Origin of the sequence: Micromonospora sp. NBC_01412, assembly GCF_045040215.1 — a bacterium.
Taxonomy (GTDB): Bacteria; Actinomycetota; Actinomycetes; order Mycobacteriales; family Micromonosporaceae; genus Micromonospora; species Micromonospora rubida.
Genome location: NZ_CP109528.1, coordinates 308892 through 325742, shown reverse-complemented (window position 1 = coordinate 325742; position 16851 = coordinate 308892). Strand labels below are relative to the sequence as shown.

Genomic DNA, 16851 nt, shown 5'->3' with positions numbered 1-16851 from the left:
GACACCTCTCAGCCGAATTCACGGTCCACGAAGTCGAACAGCTCCTCCACGGTGGTCGCCGAGCGCAGCGCCGCCCGGTCGTCGCCGGCGTCGTCGCCGGGCGTCAGCACGTCCAGCAGCGCCCGCAGCCGGGTACGCACCTCGCCGCGCGACTCGTCGTCCAGTCCCGCAGCGCCGGCTTCCAGGGCCGCCAGCCCGTCCAGTACCGAGGGGGCGGGCGTCGGTTCGGCGGGCGCCGCGGCGGTCCGCGTGAGCTCGGCGTCGAGGTGCTCGATCAGGGCGAGCGGCGTCGGCTGGTCGAAGGCGAGGGTGGCGGGTAGTTGCAGCCCGGTCGCGCCGCCGATCCGGTTGCGCAGCTCCACCGACGTGAGCGAGTCGAAGCCCAGGTCGTGGAAGGGCAGTTCGACGGCGACCTCGTCGGCCGAGGCATAGCCGAGCACCGCGGCCACGTGAATGCGGACGAGTTCGCGCAGCCGCCCGCGCCGCCGCGCCGGGGCGAGTGCACCCAGGGCCTCGGGCGACGCCGCCGACGCGGACCGGGGCCGGACCGCGCGGCGCCGCCCGGAACGCCCGGCGAGTTCGCGCAGCATCGCCGGGACGTCGTGCTCGTCGAGCCCGGCGATCGTCGTCAGGTCGAGGCGCATCGGGGCGAGCATCACCCGGTCGCTGGCCCGCGCCGCGTCCCACAGGTCCAGGCCCTGCTCGGTGGTCAGGCCGAGCATGCCGCCGCGGCCCAGCCGGGCCCAGTCGGCGGTGTCGAGCCCGCCCGCCATGCCCGCACCCGAGGAGTCGTCGCCGTCGGGCGCCCACGGCCCCCAGGCCAGCGACGTCGCGGGCAGCCCTGCGGCGCGTCGCTCGGTCATGAGCGCGTCCAGGAACGAGTTGGCCGCGGCGTACGCGCCCTGCCCGGCCGCGCCGAGCACCCCGGCCGCGGAGGAGAAGCACACGAACTCGGCCGGCGGCGCGTCGCGGGTCAGCTCGTGCAGGTGCCAGGCGCCGTCGACCTTGGGGCGCAGCACCCGCTCCAACTGCTCGCCGGTGATCGAGCCGAGCACCCCGTCGGCCAGCACGCCTGCGGCGTGCACGACGGCGCCCAGCGGATGCTCCGGCACGACGGAGTCCAGCACGCGCCGGACGTCCTCGCGGGAGCCGACGTCTCCGGCGACCACCGACACCGTGGTTCCGGCCGCGGTCAGCTCGGCGACCAGCGCGTCGGTTCCGGGCGCGTCCGAGCCGCGCCGGCTGAACAGCAGTAGCCGCCGGGCACCGCCGCGGGCCAGGTGCCGGGCCAGGTCGCGGCCCAGCCGGCCGGAGGCGCCCGTGATCAGTACCGTGTCCTCGGGCCGGGCCGTCCGCGGCACGGTGAGCACGACCTTGCCGACGTGCCGGGCCTGGCTGACGAAGCGCAGCGCCTCCGGCGCCCGCCGGATGTCCCAGTCGCGTCGCGGCGGCAGGCGTAGCACACCCCGCTCGAAGAGGGCGAACAGTTCGGCGCTCATGCCGGCGATCCGGTCCGGACCAGCGGACTCGACCAGGTCGAACGCCTGGTACGCGATGCCCCGGCCGGCGAGTTCCGCGGGGTCGCGCGGGTCGGCCTTGCCGATCTCCACGAACCGTCCGCCGGGGGCGAGCAGCCGCAGCGAGGCGTCCAGGAACTCGCCGGTGAGCGAGTTCAGTACGACGTCCAAGCCGCGTCCCCGGGTGATCGCGCGGAAGCGCTGCTCGAAGTCGGTGGTGCGGCTGGAGGCGAGGTGGTCGTCGTCGAGTCCGAGGTCGCGCAGCACCGCCCACTTGCCGGTGCTGGCCGTGGCGAACACCTCGGCGCCCAGGTGACGGGCGAGCTGGATCGCCGCGATGCCCACGCCCCCGGCCCCGGAGTGGACGAGGACGGTCTCGCCGACCCGCAGGCGGGCCAGGTCGGCGAGACCGTGGTACGCGGTGAGCCAGGCGATCGGCACGGCTGCGGCGTCCTCAAAGGACCATCCCGGCGGAATCGGCGCGACCAGGCGTTCGTCGGTGACCGCGACCGCCCCGAACGCGCCGCCGAACACGCCCGTCACCCGGTCGCCGGGGCGTACCCGGGTCACCTCGGGGCCCACCTCCCGCACCACGCCCGCGGCCTCGGCGCCCGGTATCGCGGACCCGGGGTACATGCCCAGGGTGATCAGCACGTCGCGGAAGTTCACGCCGGCGGCCCGCACCTCGACGCGTACGTCGCGGTCGCCGAGCGGCTCCAGGGCCTCGGGGAACGGCACGAGCGCGAGGTCGTCGAGGGTGCCCGCGCCGGACGCCGCGAGCCGCCAGGCCGGCTCTTCGGGCACGTTCAGCAGGCCGTCGGCGTCGGCCGGTCGCAGCACGGGCACGAGCGCCCGGCCGTCGCGCACCGCGACCTGCGGGGCGCCCGTGGTCAGCGCCAGGGCTACTGCGGTGTCCTCCGGTGTGTGCTCGTCGACGTCGACCAGCACGATCCGGCCGGGGTTCTCGGCCTGCGCGGCGCGCGCCAGGCCGAGCGCGGGCGCCGCGATCAGGCCGGCCGTCTCGCCGGGCCCGGCGGCGACCGCGCCGCGGGTCAGCACCGCCAGCCGCGTGCCGGCGTGGCGTGCGTCGGCGAGCCACCCGGCCAGGTCGCCGGTCACCCGCTCGACGGTGGCGCGGACCAGGGCGGGAACGTCGTCGCCCTCCTCGGCCACCACGCGATACACCTCGGCCTGCGCGTCGACGGACCCGGTGGCCTCGACCCAGTCGAGGCCGAGCAGGGCCCGGTCGCCGCGGCGACCGGACGGCGCCGACAGGCGGGCCGGGATCGGCCTCCAGACCAGGTTTTCCACGGTCGCCACCGGCAGGCCGACGTCGTCGGCGAGGGTCAGCTTCACCTGTCCGTCGGTGCCGCGCACCCGGACCCGCAGCTTGGCTGGGCCGGGCCGGTGCAGGGTGAACCCCGACCAGGTGAACGGCATGACGCCCGTGCCGGTGTCGACCGGCCGCAGGTACGGGCCGAGCCCGACGGTCTGCAGCGCCGCGTCCAGCAGCGCCGGGTGGATGCGGTAGTGGCCGGCCTCGCGCTCGTGCTCGGCGGGCAGGGCGACCTCGCCGTACACCTCGGTGCCGCCGCCGGGCAGCTCGCGCAGCCAGACCCGGCCCATCCCGCGGAACGCGCCGGTGTAGTCCCAGCCGCCGGCCAGGTCGGGCCGCTCGTAGATGCCGCCGCCGATCGTCGGCACCAGGCCGGGTGGCGGCCATGAGGTCAGCGCCGGCTCGCCGGGGGAGCCGCCGGGCGCGAGCAGGCCTGCGGCGTGCTGCTGCCAGGGTCCGTCATCGTCGGGGCGGGAGAACACGCGTACGGTTCGGGTGCCCGTGTCGTCGGGGGCGCCGACCTGGATCTGGATCCGGACGCCGCCGTCCTCGGGCGGTAGCAGCGGCGCCTGCAGGGTCAGCTCGCGCAGCACCTCGCACCCGGTCAGCTCGCCGGCGTGCAGGGCCATCTCGACGAACGCGGTCGCGGGCAGGATCAGGGTGTCGTGCACGCGGTGCCCCGCCAGCCACGGGTGCTCAGCCAGCGAGAGCCGCCCGGTCAGGACGCGGCCGTCGCCGTCGGCGAGGTCAACCACCGCACCCAGGAACGGGTGCGTGGAGCGCCCGAGCCCGGCGGCGGCGACATCGGCGGCGCCGGCTGGCGCGGACAGCCAGTAGTGCTCGTGCTGGAACGGGTAGGTGGGTAGGGCCACGGCGCGGGGGGCGGCCGGGGCGAACACCGCGCGCCAGTCCACGGCGGCCCCGTGCGCCCACACCGTCGCCAGCGCGCGCAGCACCGACTCGTCGTCGTCGTGGTCCTTGCGCAGCGTGGGCACGGCGACCGCCTGCTCGACCAGCGGGCTGAGCACCGCGTCGGGGCCGAGTTCGAGCAGGATGTCGACGCCCTTGGCGAGCACGGCGCCGAGCCCGTCGTGGAAGCGGACCGTGCGGCGTATCTGTTGGGCCCAGTACGCGGGTGAGGTGAGCTGCCCGGCGGTGGCGAGGCGGCCGGTCACGTTGGAGACGATCGGGATCCGGGGCTCGTGCGCGGTCAGGCCCGCCACGACGGCCTCGAACTCGGCGAGCATCGGCTCCATCAGGGGGGAGTGGAAGGCGTGGCTGACCCGCAGCCGCCGGGTGCGCCGTCCCTCGCTGGCCCAGAGGCTCTCCAGACGTTCGATCTCGGCGAGCTCGCCGGACACCACGACGGCGTCGGCCGCGTTGACGGCCGCGATTGCGACCCGGTCGCCGCGCCCTTCCAGTGACGGCAGGACGTCGTGCTCGGGCGCGCGTATGGAAAGCATGGCGCCGCCCTCGGGCAGCGCGGCCATCAGCTGTCCCCGTGCGGCGACCAGCCGGCAGGCGTCGGCGAGCGACCACACCCCGGCGACGTGGGCCGCCGCGATCTCCCCGATCGAGTGCCCGAGCAGGACGCGCGGTCGCAGGCCCCAGCTCTCGTAGATTCGGAACAGCGCGACCTCGACCGCGAACAGGGCGGCCTGGGCGTGATCCGTACGGTCGAGCAGGCCGCCGTCGGGCGCGGCGAGAATCTCGCGCAGCGGGGTTTCCAGGTGTTTGTCGAGCTCGGCGCAGATCTCATCGAAGACCGGGTTCTCCTTGGCCAGCGCAAGGGCCATGCCCGGGCGCTGCGAGCCCTGGCCGGTGAAGAGCATCCCGACGCGCCCGGTCGTGGCGACACCGGTCACGACCTCGGGGCCCGGTTCACCGCCGGCCAGGCCGTGCAGCCCGTTCAGCAGGCTGTCGCGGTCGCGGCCGAGCAGGACCGCCCGGTGCCGGAATGCCGACCTGGTGGTGGCCAGCGAGAATCCGAGGTCAGCCGGGCCGGTGCGCCCGGCGACGTCGAGCAGCCCGGCGGCCTGCGCGGGAAGTGCCCGCTCGGTCTTGGCCGAGACCGGCCAGGCGAGCACGGGCAGCGTGCCGGTGGCCGTGGCCTCCACCTCGTGCTCGTCCTCGTCCTCGGGCGCCTCCTCGAGGATGAGGTGGGCGTTGGTGCCGCTGATCCCGAACGAGGACACCGCGGCGCGGCGCGGCCCGTGCCCGCGCTCCCACTCGACCGGCTCGGTGAGCAGCGCGACCGCACCCCGCCAGTCGACCTTCGCGGTGGGCTCGTCCACGTGCAGCGTCCGAGGCAGGCGCCGGTGCCGCATCGCCATGATCATTTTGAGGACGCCGGCCACGCCGGCGGCGGCCTGGCTGTGCCCGATGTTCGACTTCACCGAGCCGAGGCGCAGGGGGCGCTGCGGCGCCCGGCCGCAGCCGTACGTGGCCACCAGCGCCTCGCCCTCGATCGGGTCGCCCAGCGCCGTGCCCGTGCCGTGCGCCTCCACCGCGTCCACGTCGCGCGGCGACAACCCGGCGTTGGCCAGCGCCGCGCCGATCACCCGCCGCTGCGCCTCGCCGTTGGGCGCCGACAGGCCGTTGCTGCGGCCGTCCTGGTTGACCGCCGAGCCGCGCAGCGTTGCCAGCACCCGGTGCCCGTTGCGGCGCGCGTCGGAGAGGCGTTCCAGCAGCACGACCCCGGCGCCCTCGGCCCAGATCGTGCCGTCCGCGCCGGCCGCGAACGACCGGCAGCGGGCGGTCCGCGAGATGACGCCCTGCCCGCAGAACTCCACGAAACTGCGCGAGGTGCTCAGGATCGTCACCCCGGCGGCCACCGCCAGCGAGCACTCCCGGACGCGCAGCGCCAGCGCCGCCTGATGGATCGCGACCAGCGACGACGAGCACGCCGTGTCCACGGTGACCGAGGGGCCGGTGAAGTCGAAGAAGTACGACACCCGGCCCGACACCACGCTGGCGATGTTGCCGATGATGCCGTGGGGCGAGTACGGCGACGCCTTCCACAGGGTGTCGTAGTCGTGCCCGGTCACTCCGCAGAAGACGCCGGTGTCGCTGTCGCGTAGCGTCTCGGGGTCGATGCCGGCGGACTCCAGGGTCTCCCAGACGACCTCCAGCAGGACGCGCTGCTGCGGGTCCATCACCAGCGCCTCGCGCGGCGAGATGCCGAAGAAGCCCGCATCGAACGCGCCGGCGTCGATGAAGCCGCCCTCGCGCACGTACGAGCGCCCCTCCTGCCCGGCCTGAGGGTCTGGGTCGTACAGCGCCTCGACGTCCCAGTGGCGGTCGCCGGGGAACTCGCCGATCGCGTCGCGGCCCGCGTCGACCAGGTCCCACAGGTCCTGCGCCGAGCGCACCCCGCCCGGGAACCGGCAGCCGGTGCCGACCACCACGACCGGGTCGTCGGCGCGCTCCTCGCCCCGGCGCAGCTTCTCCTTCGTGGCGAGCAGGTCGGCGGTGACCTTCTTGAGGTACTGCCGCATCTTGTCGTCGGCGACGCGCACGTCGCTCCCTTCGCTCAGGGCCGCAGGGTGACGGGCAGGGTCCGCAGGCCGCGCACCACGACGTGCTGGCGGTAGTCGAGCGCGTCCTCGTCAACCTCGAACCCGGACGGTCGGGTCGCGAACGCGGACAGCGCGATCTCCGCCTCCTGCTTGGCCAGCGCGGCACCGATGCAGTAGTGCGGCCCGGCGCCGAAGGAGAGCTGGATGCTCTTCGGCTTGCGGTCGGCCTTGAACCGGTCGGCCCCGGGGAACGCGGCCTCGTCCCGGTTGCCCGCGGCCAGCAGCAGCACCACGACCGTGCCCGGCTTGACCCGCAGCTCGCCGACCGTGGTGGGCCGCAGCACGACCCGGGCGGTGAGCTGCACCGGAGCGTCGTACCGCAGCACCTCGCTGACCAGCAGCGGCGCGATCTCGTGCCGCTCGCGCACCAGGGCCAGCTGGTCGCGGTTGCGGTGCAGCGCCAGCACCCCGCTGGAGATCACGTTTGTCACCGACTCGTGGGCGGCGGCGAACAGGTTGAGCAGCACGTTGGTGATCTCGGGGCGGGTGAGCGACTCGCCGCCGTCGCGGACCTCGATCAGGCTGGAGATCAGGTCTTCGCCCGGCTGCCGGCGTCGCTTGTGGATCAGGTCGGCGAAGTACGCGTGGATCTCGAACGAGGTCTTCGCGAAGCCGCCGACTTCCTCCTCGCTGAACAGTTCCGGGCTGCGGAACGCGGCGGACAGCGTCGGCACCTCGGTGGCCAGGGCCAGCTCGTCCGACCAGTCCTTGAGCATGGCCACGTCGCCGTCGGGGATCGCCATCAGCTCGCAGATCACGCCGAGCGACACGCGGGTCGCGTACTCGACGACGTCGAACGAGCCGCGATCCGCCAGGTCGGCGTAGACGCGGTCGACGGTGCCGCGGATCATCGGCTCGTACCGGCCGGTGATCCGCGGGGTGAACGACTTGGAGATCAGGTTGCGCTGGCGGCCGTGCTCGGGCGGGTCCATGAAGAACAGCGACTCGAGCACCATCAGCGAGCTCGACCGAGGCAGCACCTCGGCGATGCTCGGGTAGCCGAGGGTGTCGCTGCCCATCGCCGGGTTGCGCAGCACCGCCATGCAGGTGGCGTGGTCGCCGACGACGACCAGGTCACCGGCGCGCAGCGGGCTGGCCGCCCGCAGCTCGGCGAGGATCGGGTACGGGTCGCGGCGCACGGAGTGGTCGAGGAGCGCGAACAGCGGATTGGTGTCCAGCGGACCGTGCACGGTGCGGTCTCCTGACGACGACAGTGACGGAGTCAATCCGCTGCGGCCGATACTAGGATCGCGCCACGGATTCGCGCCCCTACCAGGATGAACGGTTTCCGCTCCCGGCCCCGACGGACCGACACCTCCGACGCACAATCGGTGGCCGCACTCGCCCCGGCGGCACGGGCCGAGGGGTGACGATCGATGTATCTGGCGGGCTCTCGGTGATCTGCTTCTGTCCAATGAGGATCTGGCCAGCTGGTTCAGCGCGGATGCGATTCGGCCCTCCCCGAAGAGCGCGCGCCTACCCCATTTCCTGGCGGCCGGGTGCCGTCAATGTGAGGGATGGGACCATGCTGCCCCGCAGGTTAACCTGCGATCTGCGGTCGGCGCTGGTCATCGCGTCTTCCCGGAGAAGGAAGGCGAAACCGGGTTATGAGTACGACGCACATGCATTACGTTCAGCGTTTGCTGACCCAGTTCGACGCCGATCCGGATCGCGCCGCGATAGTCAGTGGCGGTGTCATCCTCACCGCGGGGGAGATCGCCGGCGCCACCCGGCGGGCCGCGGCGGCGATGGGCCGCCAGGGCATCACCCGCGGGGACGTCGTGTGCATTTTCACCGAGCCCAACACCGCAGCCACCTTGATTCTGCGCTGGGCGGCCAACCTGCGGGGGGCGACCGCCGCGCACGTGCGCGGTATGAGCGCGGTCGTCCCCGACGACGAACTGCGACTGGAGTTGCAGCGCGCCGTCGTCGCGGACCTGGGCGCACGGATGCTGGCGGTCGACGTGTCTCACGAGGGGCGGGCGCGCGACCTGCTCGCGACCGGGGCGGAGCGTCCGGTCCTGGCGGTTCTCGGGGCCGGGGGTCCGGACACCGTGGACCTGACTGCCGGATCCGGCGACGGCGCCGAGCCCTGCGCGGACATCACCGACGACGACCTCGCGGTGATCACCCAGACCAGTGGGTCGAGCGGCCTGCCGAAGGGCGTCTGCTGGACCTTCGGGGTCAAGAACGACATGGTCGCGTCCGCACCGTGGCTGCCACCCATAGCCGGCGCGAACGCCGCCGGCCGCTGCGGCCGGACGAACGTCCTGATCACCGCGCCGCTCACCCATTCCAGCGGGTTCGCCGCGGACGACACGCTCGTCTCCGGCGGCATGGTGGCGCTGCACAACGGCTTCGAGGCGGGGGCCGTGCTGCGCGCGGTCGCCCATCACCGGATCAGCCGGCTCATGCTCGGCACTCCGCAGGTGAACGCGCTCGCCGAGCACCCGGACCGGGCGGGCACCGACCTGTCCAGCTTGACCGAGCTGTTCTACATGGGCAGCCCCGGGGCGCCGCTTCGGCTGCACGAGGCCCGGGAGATCTTCGGTCCGGTGCTGATCCAAGGCTACGGCACAAGCGAGGCCGGCGACGCGATCACCGTGCTCTCCCCGGACGACCACAAGGACCTGCGCACATGCGGCACCGTCGGCCGGCCGTTGAACTCCGGAGCGCTGAGCATCCGGCACCCGGAGACCGGCGCGGCCCTGCCCGTCGGCGAGATCGGCGAGGTCTGTGCGAAGCCGCGCTGGCCGTCGGCCGGCTACTGGCACGAGCCCGAACTGACCGCGGCGCTCGTCCGGGACGGCTGGATTCGCACCGGCGACCTCGGGCACCTCGACGACGGCGGTTACCTGCACCTGAGCGGCCGGCTCTCGGACATGATGAAGGTCAAGGGGGTCCGGATCCATCCCGAGGCCGTCGAGAGGGTGCTGACCCAAGCGCCCGGCGTGTCCCAGGCCGCGGTGTGCGGCGTGGAGGACCCCGACCGGGTGGAGCGGATCTATGCCGCCGTCGTGCCGAAGCCCGGCGCGGCCGTGGACCCTGAGGAGTTGCGCCGTCATGTCGCCGAGGCACTGTCCGACAACTACGTCCCCAGCTTGATCGAGATTCGCCGCGAACTGCCGGTGATCGGCCCGGGCAAACCTGATCGGGAACAACTGCGGGCCGATGCCCGCGCGGCATTGAGCCGGTCCGGCTCCCGGGTCTAGCTTGATCTTTAACCTGCTGAGCGACGACATCGATCCCAGCCGACGCTCAAAAGGATGTCTCGTAACTCGGTGAAGGCGTTGCCGGGCAACGGTGGTGGTTCAACCTTGACGTCAGGTTCAGCAGAGGGTTCAGGGAATGAGTCCGTGGCGGCGGGCGGTGGTGACGGCGGCGGCCCGGTGGGCGGCGCCGAGTTTGCGGTAGATGGCGCGGGCCTGGGTTTTGATGGTGTTGAGGCTGACGTGCCGGTGCGCCGCGATCTGCGGCAGGGTCATCGGCGCGGGTAGCAGCCGTAGCAGGGCGTGTTCTTGGGCGGTGAGTGTGGTGGGTTGGCGGGTGGCTTGCTGTGCTGGGCGGGGGTACCGGTCGAGTCGGTCGAGGAGATCGAGCAGCGGGCTGTGCGGGTCGGGGAACTCGTCGATCAGAGCGCGGGCCTCGGTGATGCAGGCGGCGGTGCCAACGTGATCGCCGGTGTTCAGGTACAGCTCGGCCAATTGGGTCAGACCGCAGAGAGTGGGCCAAGGGCTCATCCCGGGAGCGCGCCGACGTAGTGCGAGAGTCAGCTCGAGCAGGGTTCGCGCGCGGTCGTGCTCGCCCTGATGGATGGCGACTGCGGCTTGGGCGATATAGGCCATGTTGGCCTGTGGCGCCTGTTGCAGGCCGAAGTGTTCGGCCAGCTCCTCTGCGGCGGCGGTGGCTGCAGCCCTTTCGTGCTGGCCCAGATGGTGTTGCGCGAGCGCGAGCACTCCGGTGGCAAGGTACGCACCATGGGGGTGGCGGCGTGGCTGCCCGTCGCGCGGCGGAGGGGTTCGAGGGCTGCGTGCGACTTGTCACCGAGGTAGTGAGCGCAGCCGAGGGCGGTGCGGGCCATGGCGTACCAAGGGCTGGTGGGGTCGGCTTCCTGCTCGACGGCGGTGTGCGCGGCTTCGGTCATCGGTTTGAGTCCGTCGAAACCGAAGACGGCCCGGACCAGGGCGGCGGCGGAGGTGACTGATGCCGTGCCGTCCGGTAGCGGTCCTGGGTGGCCGAGGTGTTCAGCGATGCGCAGCCAGTGTTCGACGGCCGGGCGGTCGCCGCTGACGGCGGCGACCCAGGCGGCTGCGATGGCTGCCGGGGCGCTGGCGGCGACCGTGTCGGTGCCGAGGCGGTCAAGCCACGCGCGTACGGTCACCCGCCGCCCGGTGTTGATCGCCGCCATGTAGGCGGAGGCGATTGACGTGATGGCGGTGGCGGTGTCGCCGGCGGTCAGGCTGTGCTCGATCGCGTCTTCGGTGCGGCCTTGCGCGAGCAGCCAGGCGGCGGCACGGCGGTGCAGGCGTGCGAGCGTGTGCGGTTCGTCGCGGTGCAACCGTTGTCGTAGGGCGTGCTGGATCAGGTGGTGGTGGCGGAACCATTCACCGGTGGTGTCCAGCGGAACCAGCAGCAGCCCGTTCGGGTGGCGCGAGTCGAGGGCGGGCAGGTCGTCGCCGGCCACCGCCTGGGCCAAAGTGGTGGTGAGCTGCTCCAGGACCGCGGTACGGGCCAGGGCCACGGCCTGCTGGCGGCTGAGGCCGTCGAGGATCTCCTCGGTGATGTAGTCGTCGAGGTGGCCGTGGCTGGCGGTCAGCTGGGCGAGCACCGTTGCCGCGTCGGCGTGGTGCCGCATCGCGCGGGCGGCCAGGTGCACCGCGACGGGCCAGCCCTCGCCGGCCTCGATCAGGGCCTGCGCGGTGCCGTCGTGCAGGCCGACTCCGGCGGTGGCGGTGGCGGCCAGCCCGGCGGCGTCACCAGCGTCGAAGCGCAACTCGGTGGGACCGATCTCCAGCAGGCGCCCGCCGGCTCGAAGCCGGGCCAGGCGCAGTGGCGGGTTGCGGCGGGAGGCGACCAGCAGTTGGCAGTTGGGCGGTTGCGCCGCGACGAACGCGGCGAGCTGGCGGTGACACGCCGGTTCGGTGAGCAGATGGCAGTCGTCGATGGCCAGAGTCACCCCGGTCGTAGCGGCCTGCGAGGCGAGCGCCGCGCACACCGCGGGCAGCACTGCGGCGTCGATGTCCGGGTTCGTCTGGCGCAGTAGCCGGGCCACTGCCGTCCACTGCGGTCCCGGCGCCGCTGCGGTCAGCGCGGCGAGGATGCCCGACCACAACAGCACGGGGTCGTTGTCGCGCGCGTCGACGGCGAGCACCGCCAGCGCCCGGCGGCGGCCCGGGTGGGCGTGCCACAATGCCAGCAGGGTGGACTTGCCGTACCCCGCGGGGGCGATCAACGTCACCAGCCGCGCCGCAGCGGCATCGTTAAGTGCGGCAAGCAGCCTGGGACGGCCTGCCCATTCGGGCGGCACGGCGGGAACATGGATCTTGGGCGCGATCAGCGCCTCCACCACGCCGGCGGGTCGGCGTGCCGGCCGCGCATCAGGCCAGCCCGGCCCCATATTGGTAGGAAGTTTCTCGCCCACCAGCTCCCGCTCTCCCACGCGGTCGCCGACGGTGTGGCCGCCGCGACGACCTTCGTGAGCAGCGGCGTGCAGCGGTAGCAACACACGAAGTCCCGAATGCTCAAGGTCAAGACCCGACAGGAAGGACACAGTCGTGACCACGGTCGTGGCCGCTCAACCCGTCCATGTCGATGCGATCGCCGCACTTCTTGAAGAGTTGGACATGTTCTACGGCGACACCAGCGTGGAGCCGCTCGACGTGCGCGTGCGCCAGATCAACGAGGCGCTGTTCGGTGACCCGCCCCTGGCGTATGCCGTGCTGGCCTGGGACGCGGAAACGCTGGTCGGGCTCGCGACGTACTCCGTCCTGTGGCCTGCCGCCGGCCTCACCCGCTCGCTCTACTTGAAGGAGCTGTACGTGGTGGAGACGGCCAGGGGCGCGGCGTCGGGAAGCTCCTCATGGACCGCCTCGTCGAGGTGGCGGCCACGAACTCCTGCAGCCGGATCGAGTGGACCACCGATCGCGACAACGCGCAGGCGCGGCGCTTCTACGAGAAGCTCGGTGTCGCGCAGAACGCCAACAAGATCTTCTACCGGTTTGAGGGCCAGCTTCTTCCGGCGACAGATGCCAGGTAAGGGTGCGTCGCTGACCGTGATGGTTGCGGGAGACGCCAGGTGATCGCGGAACTTATGACTACTGCGACGACCACGGATGAAGCCGACCGGCGCGCGGACGTCGCGGCGCTGCCGGTGGGCAGTTTCGAGCAGCACGCGATCACCTGCCCCTGCTGACGGACACCATCGTCGCCTGCGCCGTCGCGAAGGCCGCTGCCAGCGCCTACGACCTGATGCTTCTGCCTCCGGTGACCATCAGTTGCTCGCAGGAACATGCCGGATGGCCTGGCTCGGTGAGTATCCGCTCGTCCACCCTGGCCCGCATCGTCGCCGACGTCGCCGAGTCACTGCGTAGGTCGGGTGTCGATCGGCTGGTCGTGGTCAACGGCCACGGCGGGAACTACATCCTGGCCAACGTCGGGCAGGAGGCCAACGTCGGCGGACGCCGCATGGCGTTGTACCCACGGCGGGAGGACTGGGAAACCGCCCGCCGGGAGGCCGAGCTGGACAGCAGCAGCCACGACGACATGCACGCCGGGGAGATCGAAACCTCCCTGCTGCTGCACCTGTGCCCTGAACTCGTCCGCGACAGCCACCGCGCAGCTGATCACCGTACCGAGCGTCCGGACCTACTCGTTGTCGGAATGCGCGGCTACACCGAGACCGGGGTCATCGGCGCACCATCCCTTGCCACAGCCAGCAAGGGAAAGGCGGTCCTGGACAGCCTGACCGCCTCGTTCGCGAGCAGCCTCGCTGTGCTCCGACACCCTGCACATCACTGAACGACCTCTGGTCAATGATCGAGGCGCGTTCGGTGGAAGCGAGGCCCAGCGTACACAGCATCGGCGTTCGTTCATGTTGCTGCGCGGGCACCTGGTGCCCGCGCTACAGGGTGGTGACTTCGACCGCCCGGGCGGGGTAGCCGTCCTGCCCCGGAACCTCGTAGTGGCATCGCACTCGCTGGCCCGGTGCGAGGCTGCGGTACTGGTTCGGCCCGGCGACAATGTGCCGGTAGTGCACCCAGACGGTCAGGTCGAGGTGATCGAGAACGACAGTGCCCCATCCTTCCTCGGGGTGCCAGGTCTTCACCACGCCGGTGTCCTGGAAGCCCTGATCACTCATACGCATCAAGGTATCGGCTCGGCGAGGGCCGGGGACGGAGTTGTCCCGGCTGAGGATCGGGGTCATGCCCAGGCGATGCCCCAGTCGGACTTCGTAGCCTTCCTCGCGGCACTGGCCGCCCTGCGGCGGGGTGCACGGCTGCATCCTGGCGGGGTTGACCGAGGCCGCTGCGACCGGCATCAAACCGGAGCGGGTCAGCCTGATCGCCCACGGCAAGGCCACCATCGCCGGCATCGACACGATCGAACGCATTGCCGATGGTCTCCACATCCCCGGCGGCAAGCTGGGCCTCGCCGCGCGATCCTGGGAGAACAGCACCACTGGCCCGCAGTCGCGGACGGAGGACGCGTCCATGCATCGCCGACAGCTCCTACACGGCGCCCTCGCCGCCGGTCTGGCCACCACGGCCCTCAAACCGATCATCGAGATTCTGACCAACGCCACCAAGGCCCTCACCGCGTCCAACGGCCCCGCCACCCTGGCCCACCTGCACACCGTCACCGAACAACACAGCTACGGCTACGCCGGACGAGCCCCCGCCACCGTCCTGGCCGACCTCGGCGCCGACATGCCTGTCCGCCACCCGGATGGGGCGTGATCACCAGCCTGATCGACAACGCTGGAGACGACCGTTGGGGCGTCTTTCTGCATCAGGCCCTCACCGATGCGGCAGTAAAGCGTCCTGCTTCCAACTGGTGCCGTCAGCGTCGACTGGAATCGCGGTCGTAGAAGTCGGTCCGGACGGGGAGGATCCGCATCCTCCTCAAGCATGCCATGGGAACCGAGCTCACCGGCCAACTGGTGTGCAGCAGGACCGAAGGGCTGCGGCCTCGCTGATGACGGTCCCGGCTCGGCAACGCCTGCGCGGCGTACCCCTGCGCGACTACGCCGCCGACCACGACGTCCTCGTCTCGCCCGTCACCGGCGACTACTACGACTGCGGCAACGTGTCGGGCTGGCTCGCGGCGAACAACGCCGTCGCTCGTCTCACCGGCATCACGTCCTGACCGGGGTGCTTCATCCGTTCAGGGGCCTGTCTCGTCAACGCCTACACAGTCCCTCCCGAACGGCCCTCGCTGCCGCCTCAGGAGCCGGGTTCGATGCGGGACACGATCCGGATACGGCCGGTCGCCAGCCGCAGGTCCACTTCGATGACGATCGACAGCTCACCCCACACGCGCCACTGCTGTTCGGCGACGTATTCGGCGAGCGATACAACGAGTTCGTTGGTGAGCGCCTCATGGTAGGGACTCAGCCGACCCCAGTCGAATGGTGACAGCCCGAGTACGTACCGGTTCGGTACCAAAATGAAGCCGTCCAGAACAATTCGGCGCTCCATTACCTCGTCCTGGATCCCATGGAGGAGCTGTATTGGATCCAGCGGATTGGTAGGCGTACGCCGGAAGGCTCGCCGCACGAGTCCGCGCAGGCCCGACTCGAACCGGGTCGCCGGGCCGACCCGAGGTCCGGACGGTGGCGCTGTCTCCGCATCTGTTGGCACTGCGTGCAGTTGGCTACGGATCCATTCGGCAGGGTCGCGTACGTCCGATCCCGGGTCGTATGCCGGGTTGCGGGTCAGAGCCAGGAGGTCGACTGTGTCGGTGCCACGTTGATGCGGTGGGCGCATCCCGCTGGCCGTCATCTCCCGGCGGATCTGGCGATAAATGTCGGGCAGCGCGATCAGCTCACCACCGCCGTGCAGCCCACCTGTCAACAGGCTGAGTAGATGGCCGGTGAAGACCGTGTACCGTGCGCCCTGCGGCGCCAGGGCGGGCGCGTTGGCCGGAGTTGCGGCGAGGATCCAGGTACCCGCGATTTCGAGTTGATCGAGTACGCCGGGCGCGTCGCCCATCAGATCCTGAGCCGCTCGACCGCTGTAGCAGCAGTCGAGGATGACGATGCGCTTGTTCGCGGGACTGTCCAGGACCACGTCGCGAAGGTGTTCGTACGGCAGCGCGCTGAGCGCCAACTCGGCGGGGTCGCTGTAGGACGTGCACAGGAACAGGTCGTGCCGGCGTGGACCGGTCATGCCGTGGCCAGCGAAGTAGACCAGCAGTGTGTCCTCGGCCTGCGCGGCCGCGTTCCGCAGCGCCCGGGAGACGTCTCTGGGTTCAGCGGGGTCCCGTAACCGGACACAGTGCTCTGGCTTGAACCCACCGTTGGCAGGGTCGGTGAGTGCCTCGGCCAGGGCATTGACGTTGTTGGTCACAGACGGCAGGTCGGTAAGGTCTTTGGCGTGGTAGGCGGCGGTGCCGACGAGGACCACTCGGGAACGGGCCGGGTCGGGAAGACGGGTCATGGGGTTCCTTTGCCTGGCTCTGGGGTCCGCCGCGTTCTTAAGAGCTCTGACGGTCACCATTATCGTGGCGGCCAGGCGCATACTGGACGGGTGTACGCGCAGATTTCTGTCGTCGGCGGCGACGAAGCGGACCTCAGGTCCCTCTTCGACTGGCTGCGCCTTGAGGACGGCTTGCGGGGTCGGTTGACCTTCGTGCCTGCGCCGGCCGGGCCGGACGAGATGGGCGCGGCGTGGGACGTGTTGAGCGTCGCGCTGGCGAGTGGCGGCACACTGTCCGTTCTGGCCGGATCATTGGCGGTGTGGTTCCAGCAACCCCGTCGCCCCAACATTAAGATCGAGATCTCGGTGTCCCAGGATGACACTCGGATCGTGGTGGACGCGACGAACGTCAAGAACGTCGAGCAGATCCTCCGGCAGGTCAGTTCCCTGTCCTCCGCGCCCGCCGAACCACGAGGCCCGTCATTGGCTGCCCTGCCCGACGAGCCCGCTCAATAGGTCGCGCGATCTCTAGCCTCGATGATTCGTGCGCCCAGCGGACCTGGAGGTGGGTGCGTAGCTCATCTGTAGTCGTAGCTCGTCGTCGCCTGCCCGGTGGAAGTCCGGTCCGGGTAGCTGCCAGGAGGCCCGGTAGCAGGCTGGCGGCTCGGTCTGGAAACGGGTCGGGTCGAAGCCCAGCGTCGAAAGCCCTGTCAGGGGGAGCGACTGAGTGGTCCGTAGCATGACGCGAAGCCTGCGGCGTCGTTAGAGGTCTCGCCCGTTGAGGT

The 16851-nt window shown here is 71.4% G+C and carries 11 protein-coding genes and 1 pseudogene; 6 read left to right on the top strand and 6 right to left on the bottom strand.

The window, feature by feature from the left end; genetic code table 11:
• Positions 1-8 precede the first annotated feature (8 nt).
• On the bottom strand, positions 9-6371 hold the full coding sequence (locus tag OG617_RS01360) for an SDR family NAD(P)-dependent oxidoreductase (RefSeq protein ID WP_405097973.1): 6363 nt from the start codon (positions 6369-6371) through the stop codon (positions 9-11).
• A 14-nt stretch (positions 6372-6385) separates the two neighbouring features.
• A complete protein-coding gene (locus tag OG617_RS01355; protein ID WP_405097971.1) occupies positions 6386-7621 on the bottom strand; it encodes a cytochrome P450 in 1236 nt (411 codons plus the stop codon).
• Positions 7622-8071: 450 nt separating this feature from the next.
• Here OG617_RS01355 and OG617_RS01350 point away from each other — a divergent pair, with 450 nt between their 5' ends.
• Positions 8072-9643, top strand: a complete 1572-nt coding sequence (locus tag OG617_RS01350) for an ANL family adenylate-forming protein (protein ID WP_405097969.1) — start codon at positions 8072-8074, stop codon at positions 9641-9643.
• 129 nt (positions 9644-9772) lie between these two features.
• Here the strand turns inward: OG617_RS01350 and OG617_RS01345 are convergent, their stop codons facing one another.
• Both OG617_RS01345 and OG617_RS01340 read right to left on the bottom strand, forming a co-directional pair.
• A complete protein-coding gene (locus OG617_RS01345) occupies positions 9773-10135 on the bottom strand; it encodes a response regulator transcription factor (protein ID WP_405097967.1) in 363 nt (120 codons plus the stop codon).
• A 65-nt stretch (positions 10136-10200) separates the two neighbouring features.
• Positions 10201-12201: a hypothetical protein gene (locus OG617_RS01340; protein WP_405097965.1), complete on the bottom strand. Its 2001-nt coding sequence runs from the start codon at positions 12199-12201 to the stop codon at positions 10201-10203.
• A 309-nt stretch (positions 12202-12510) separates the two neighbouring features.
• Here OG617_RS01340 and OG617_RS01335 point away from each other — a divergent pair, with 309 nt between their 5' ends.
• Positions 12511-12687 carry a GNAT family N-acetyltransferase gene (locus OG617_RS01335; RefSeq protein ID WP_405097963.1) on the top strand — a complete coding sequence of 59 codons (177 nt, stop codon included), beginning with the start codon at positions 12511-12513 and terminating at the stop codon, positions 12685-12687.
• Between the two features lie 54 nt (positions 12688-12741).
• Positions 12742-13448 (top strand): annotated as a pseudogene (locus tag OG617_RS01330) (creatininase family protein).
• 103 nt (positions 13449-13551) lie between these two features.
• Here the strand turns inward: OG617_RS01330 and OG617_RS01325 are convergent.
• Positions 13552-13788 (bottom strand): hypothetical protein, encoded by a 237-nt coding sequence (locus OG617_RS01325; RefSeq protein ID WP_405097961.1) that lies wholly within the window; start codon positions 13786-13788, stop codon positions 13552-13554.
• Positions 13789-13942: 154 nt separating this feature from the next.
• Between OG617_RS01325 and OG617_RS01320 the strand changes: the two genes are divergently transcribed.
• Both OG617_RS01320 and OG617_RS01315 read left to right on the top strand, forming a co-directional pair.
• Positions 13943-14386: a hypothetical protein gene (locus OG617_RS01320; protein ID WP_405097959.1), complete on the top strand. Its 444-nt coding sequence runs from the start codon at positions 13943-13945 to the stop codon at positions 14384-14386.
• Positions 14387-14624: 238 nt separating this feature from the next.
• The gene (locus tag OG617_RS01315) at positions 14625-14795 is read left to right on the top strand and encodes a hypothetical protein (RefSeq protein ID WP_405097957.1); all 171 of its coding nucleotides are present in this window, start codon (positions 14625-14627) and stop codon (positions 14793-14795) included.
• 77 nt (positions 14796-14872) lie between these two features.
• Here OG617_RS01315 and OG617_RS01310 read toward each other — a convergent pair whose 3' ends face one another.
• Positions 14873-16087 (bottom strand): caspase, EACC1-associated type, encoded by a 1215-nt coding sequence (locus tag OG617_RS01310; RefSeq protein ID WP_405097955.1) that lies wholly within the window; start codon positions 16085-16087, stop codon positions 14873-14875.
• 90 nt (positions 16088-16177) lie between these two features.
• On the opposite strand from OG617_RS01310, the gene OG617_RS01305 reads away from it, so the two are divergent.
• Positions 16178-16582: an effector-associated constant component EACC1 gene (locus OG617_RS01305; protein WP_405097953.1), complete on the top strand. Its 405-nt coding sequence runs from the start codon at positions 16178-16180 to the stop codon at positions 16580-16582.
• The last annotated feature ends 269 nt before the right edge of the window (positions 16583-16851 follow it).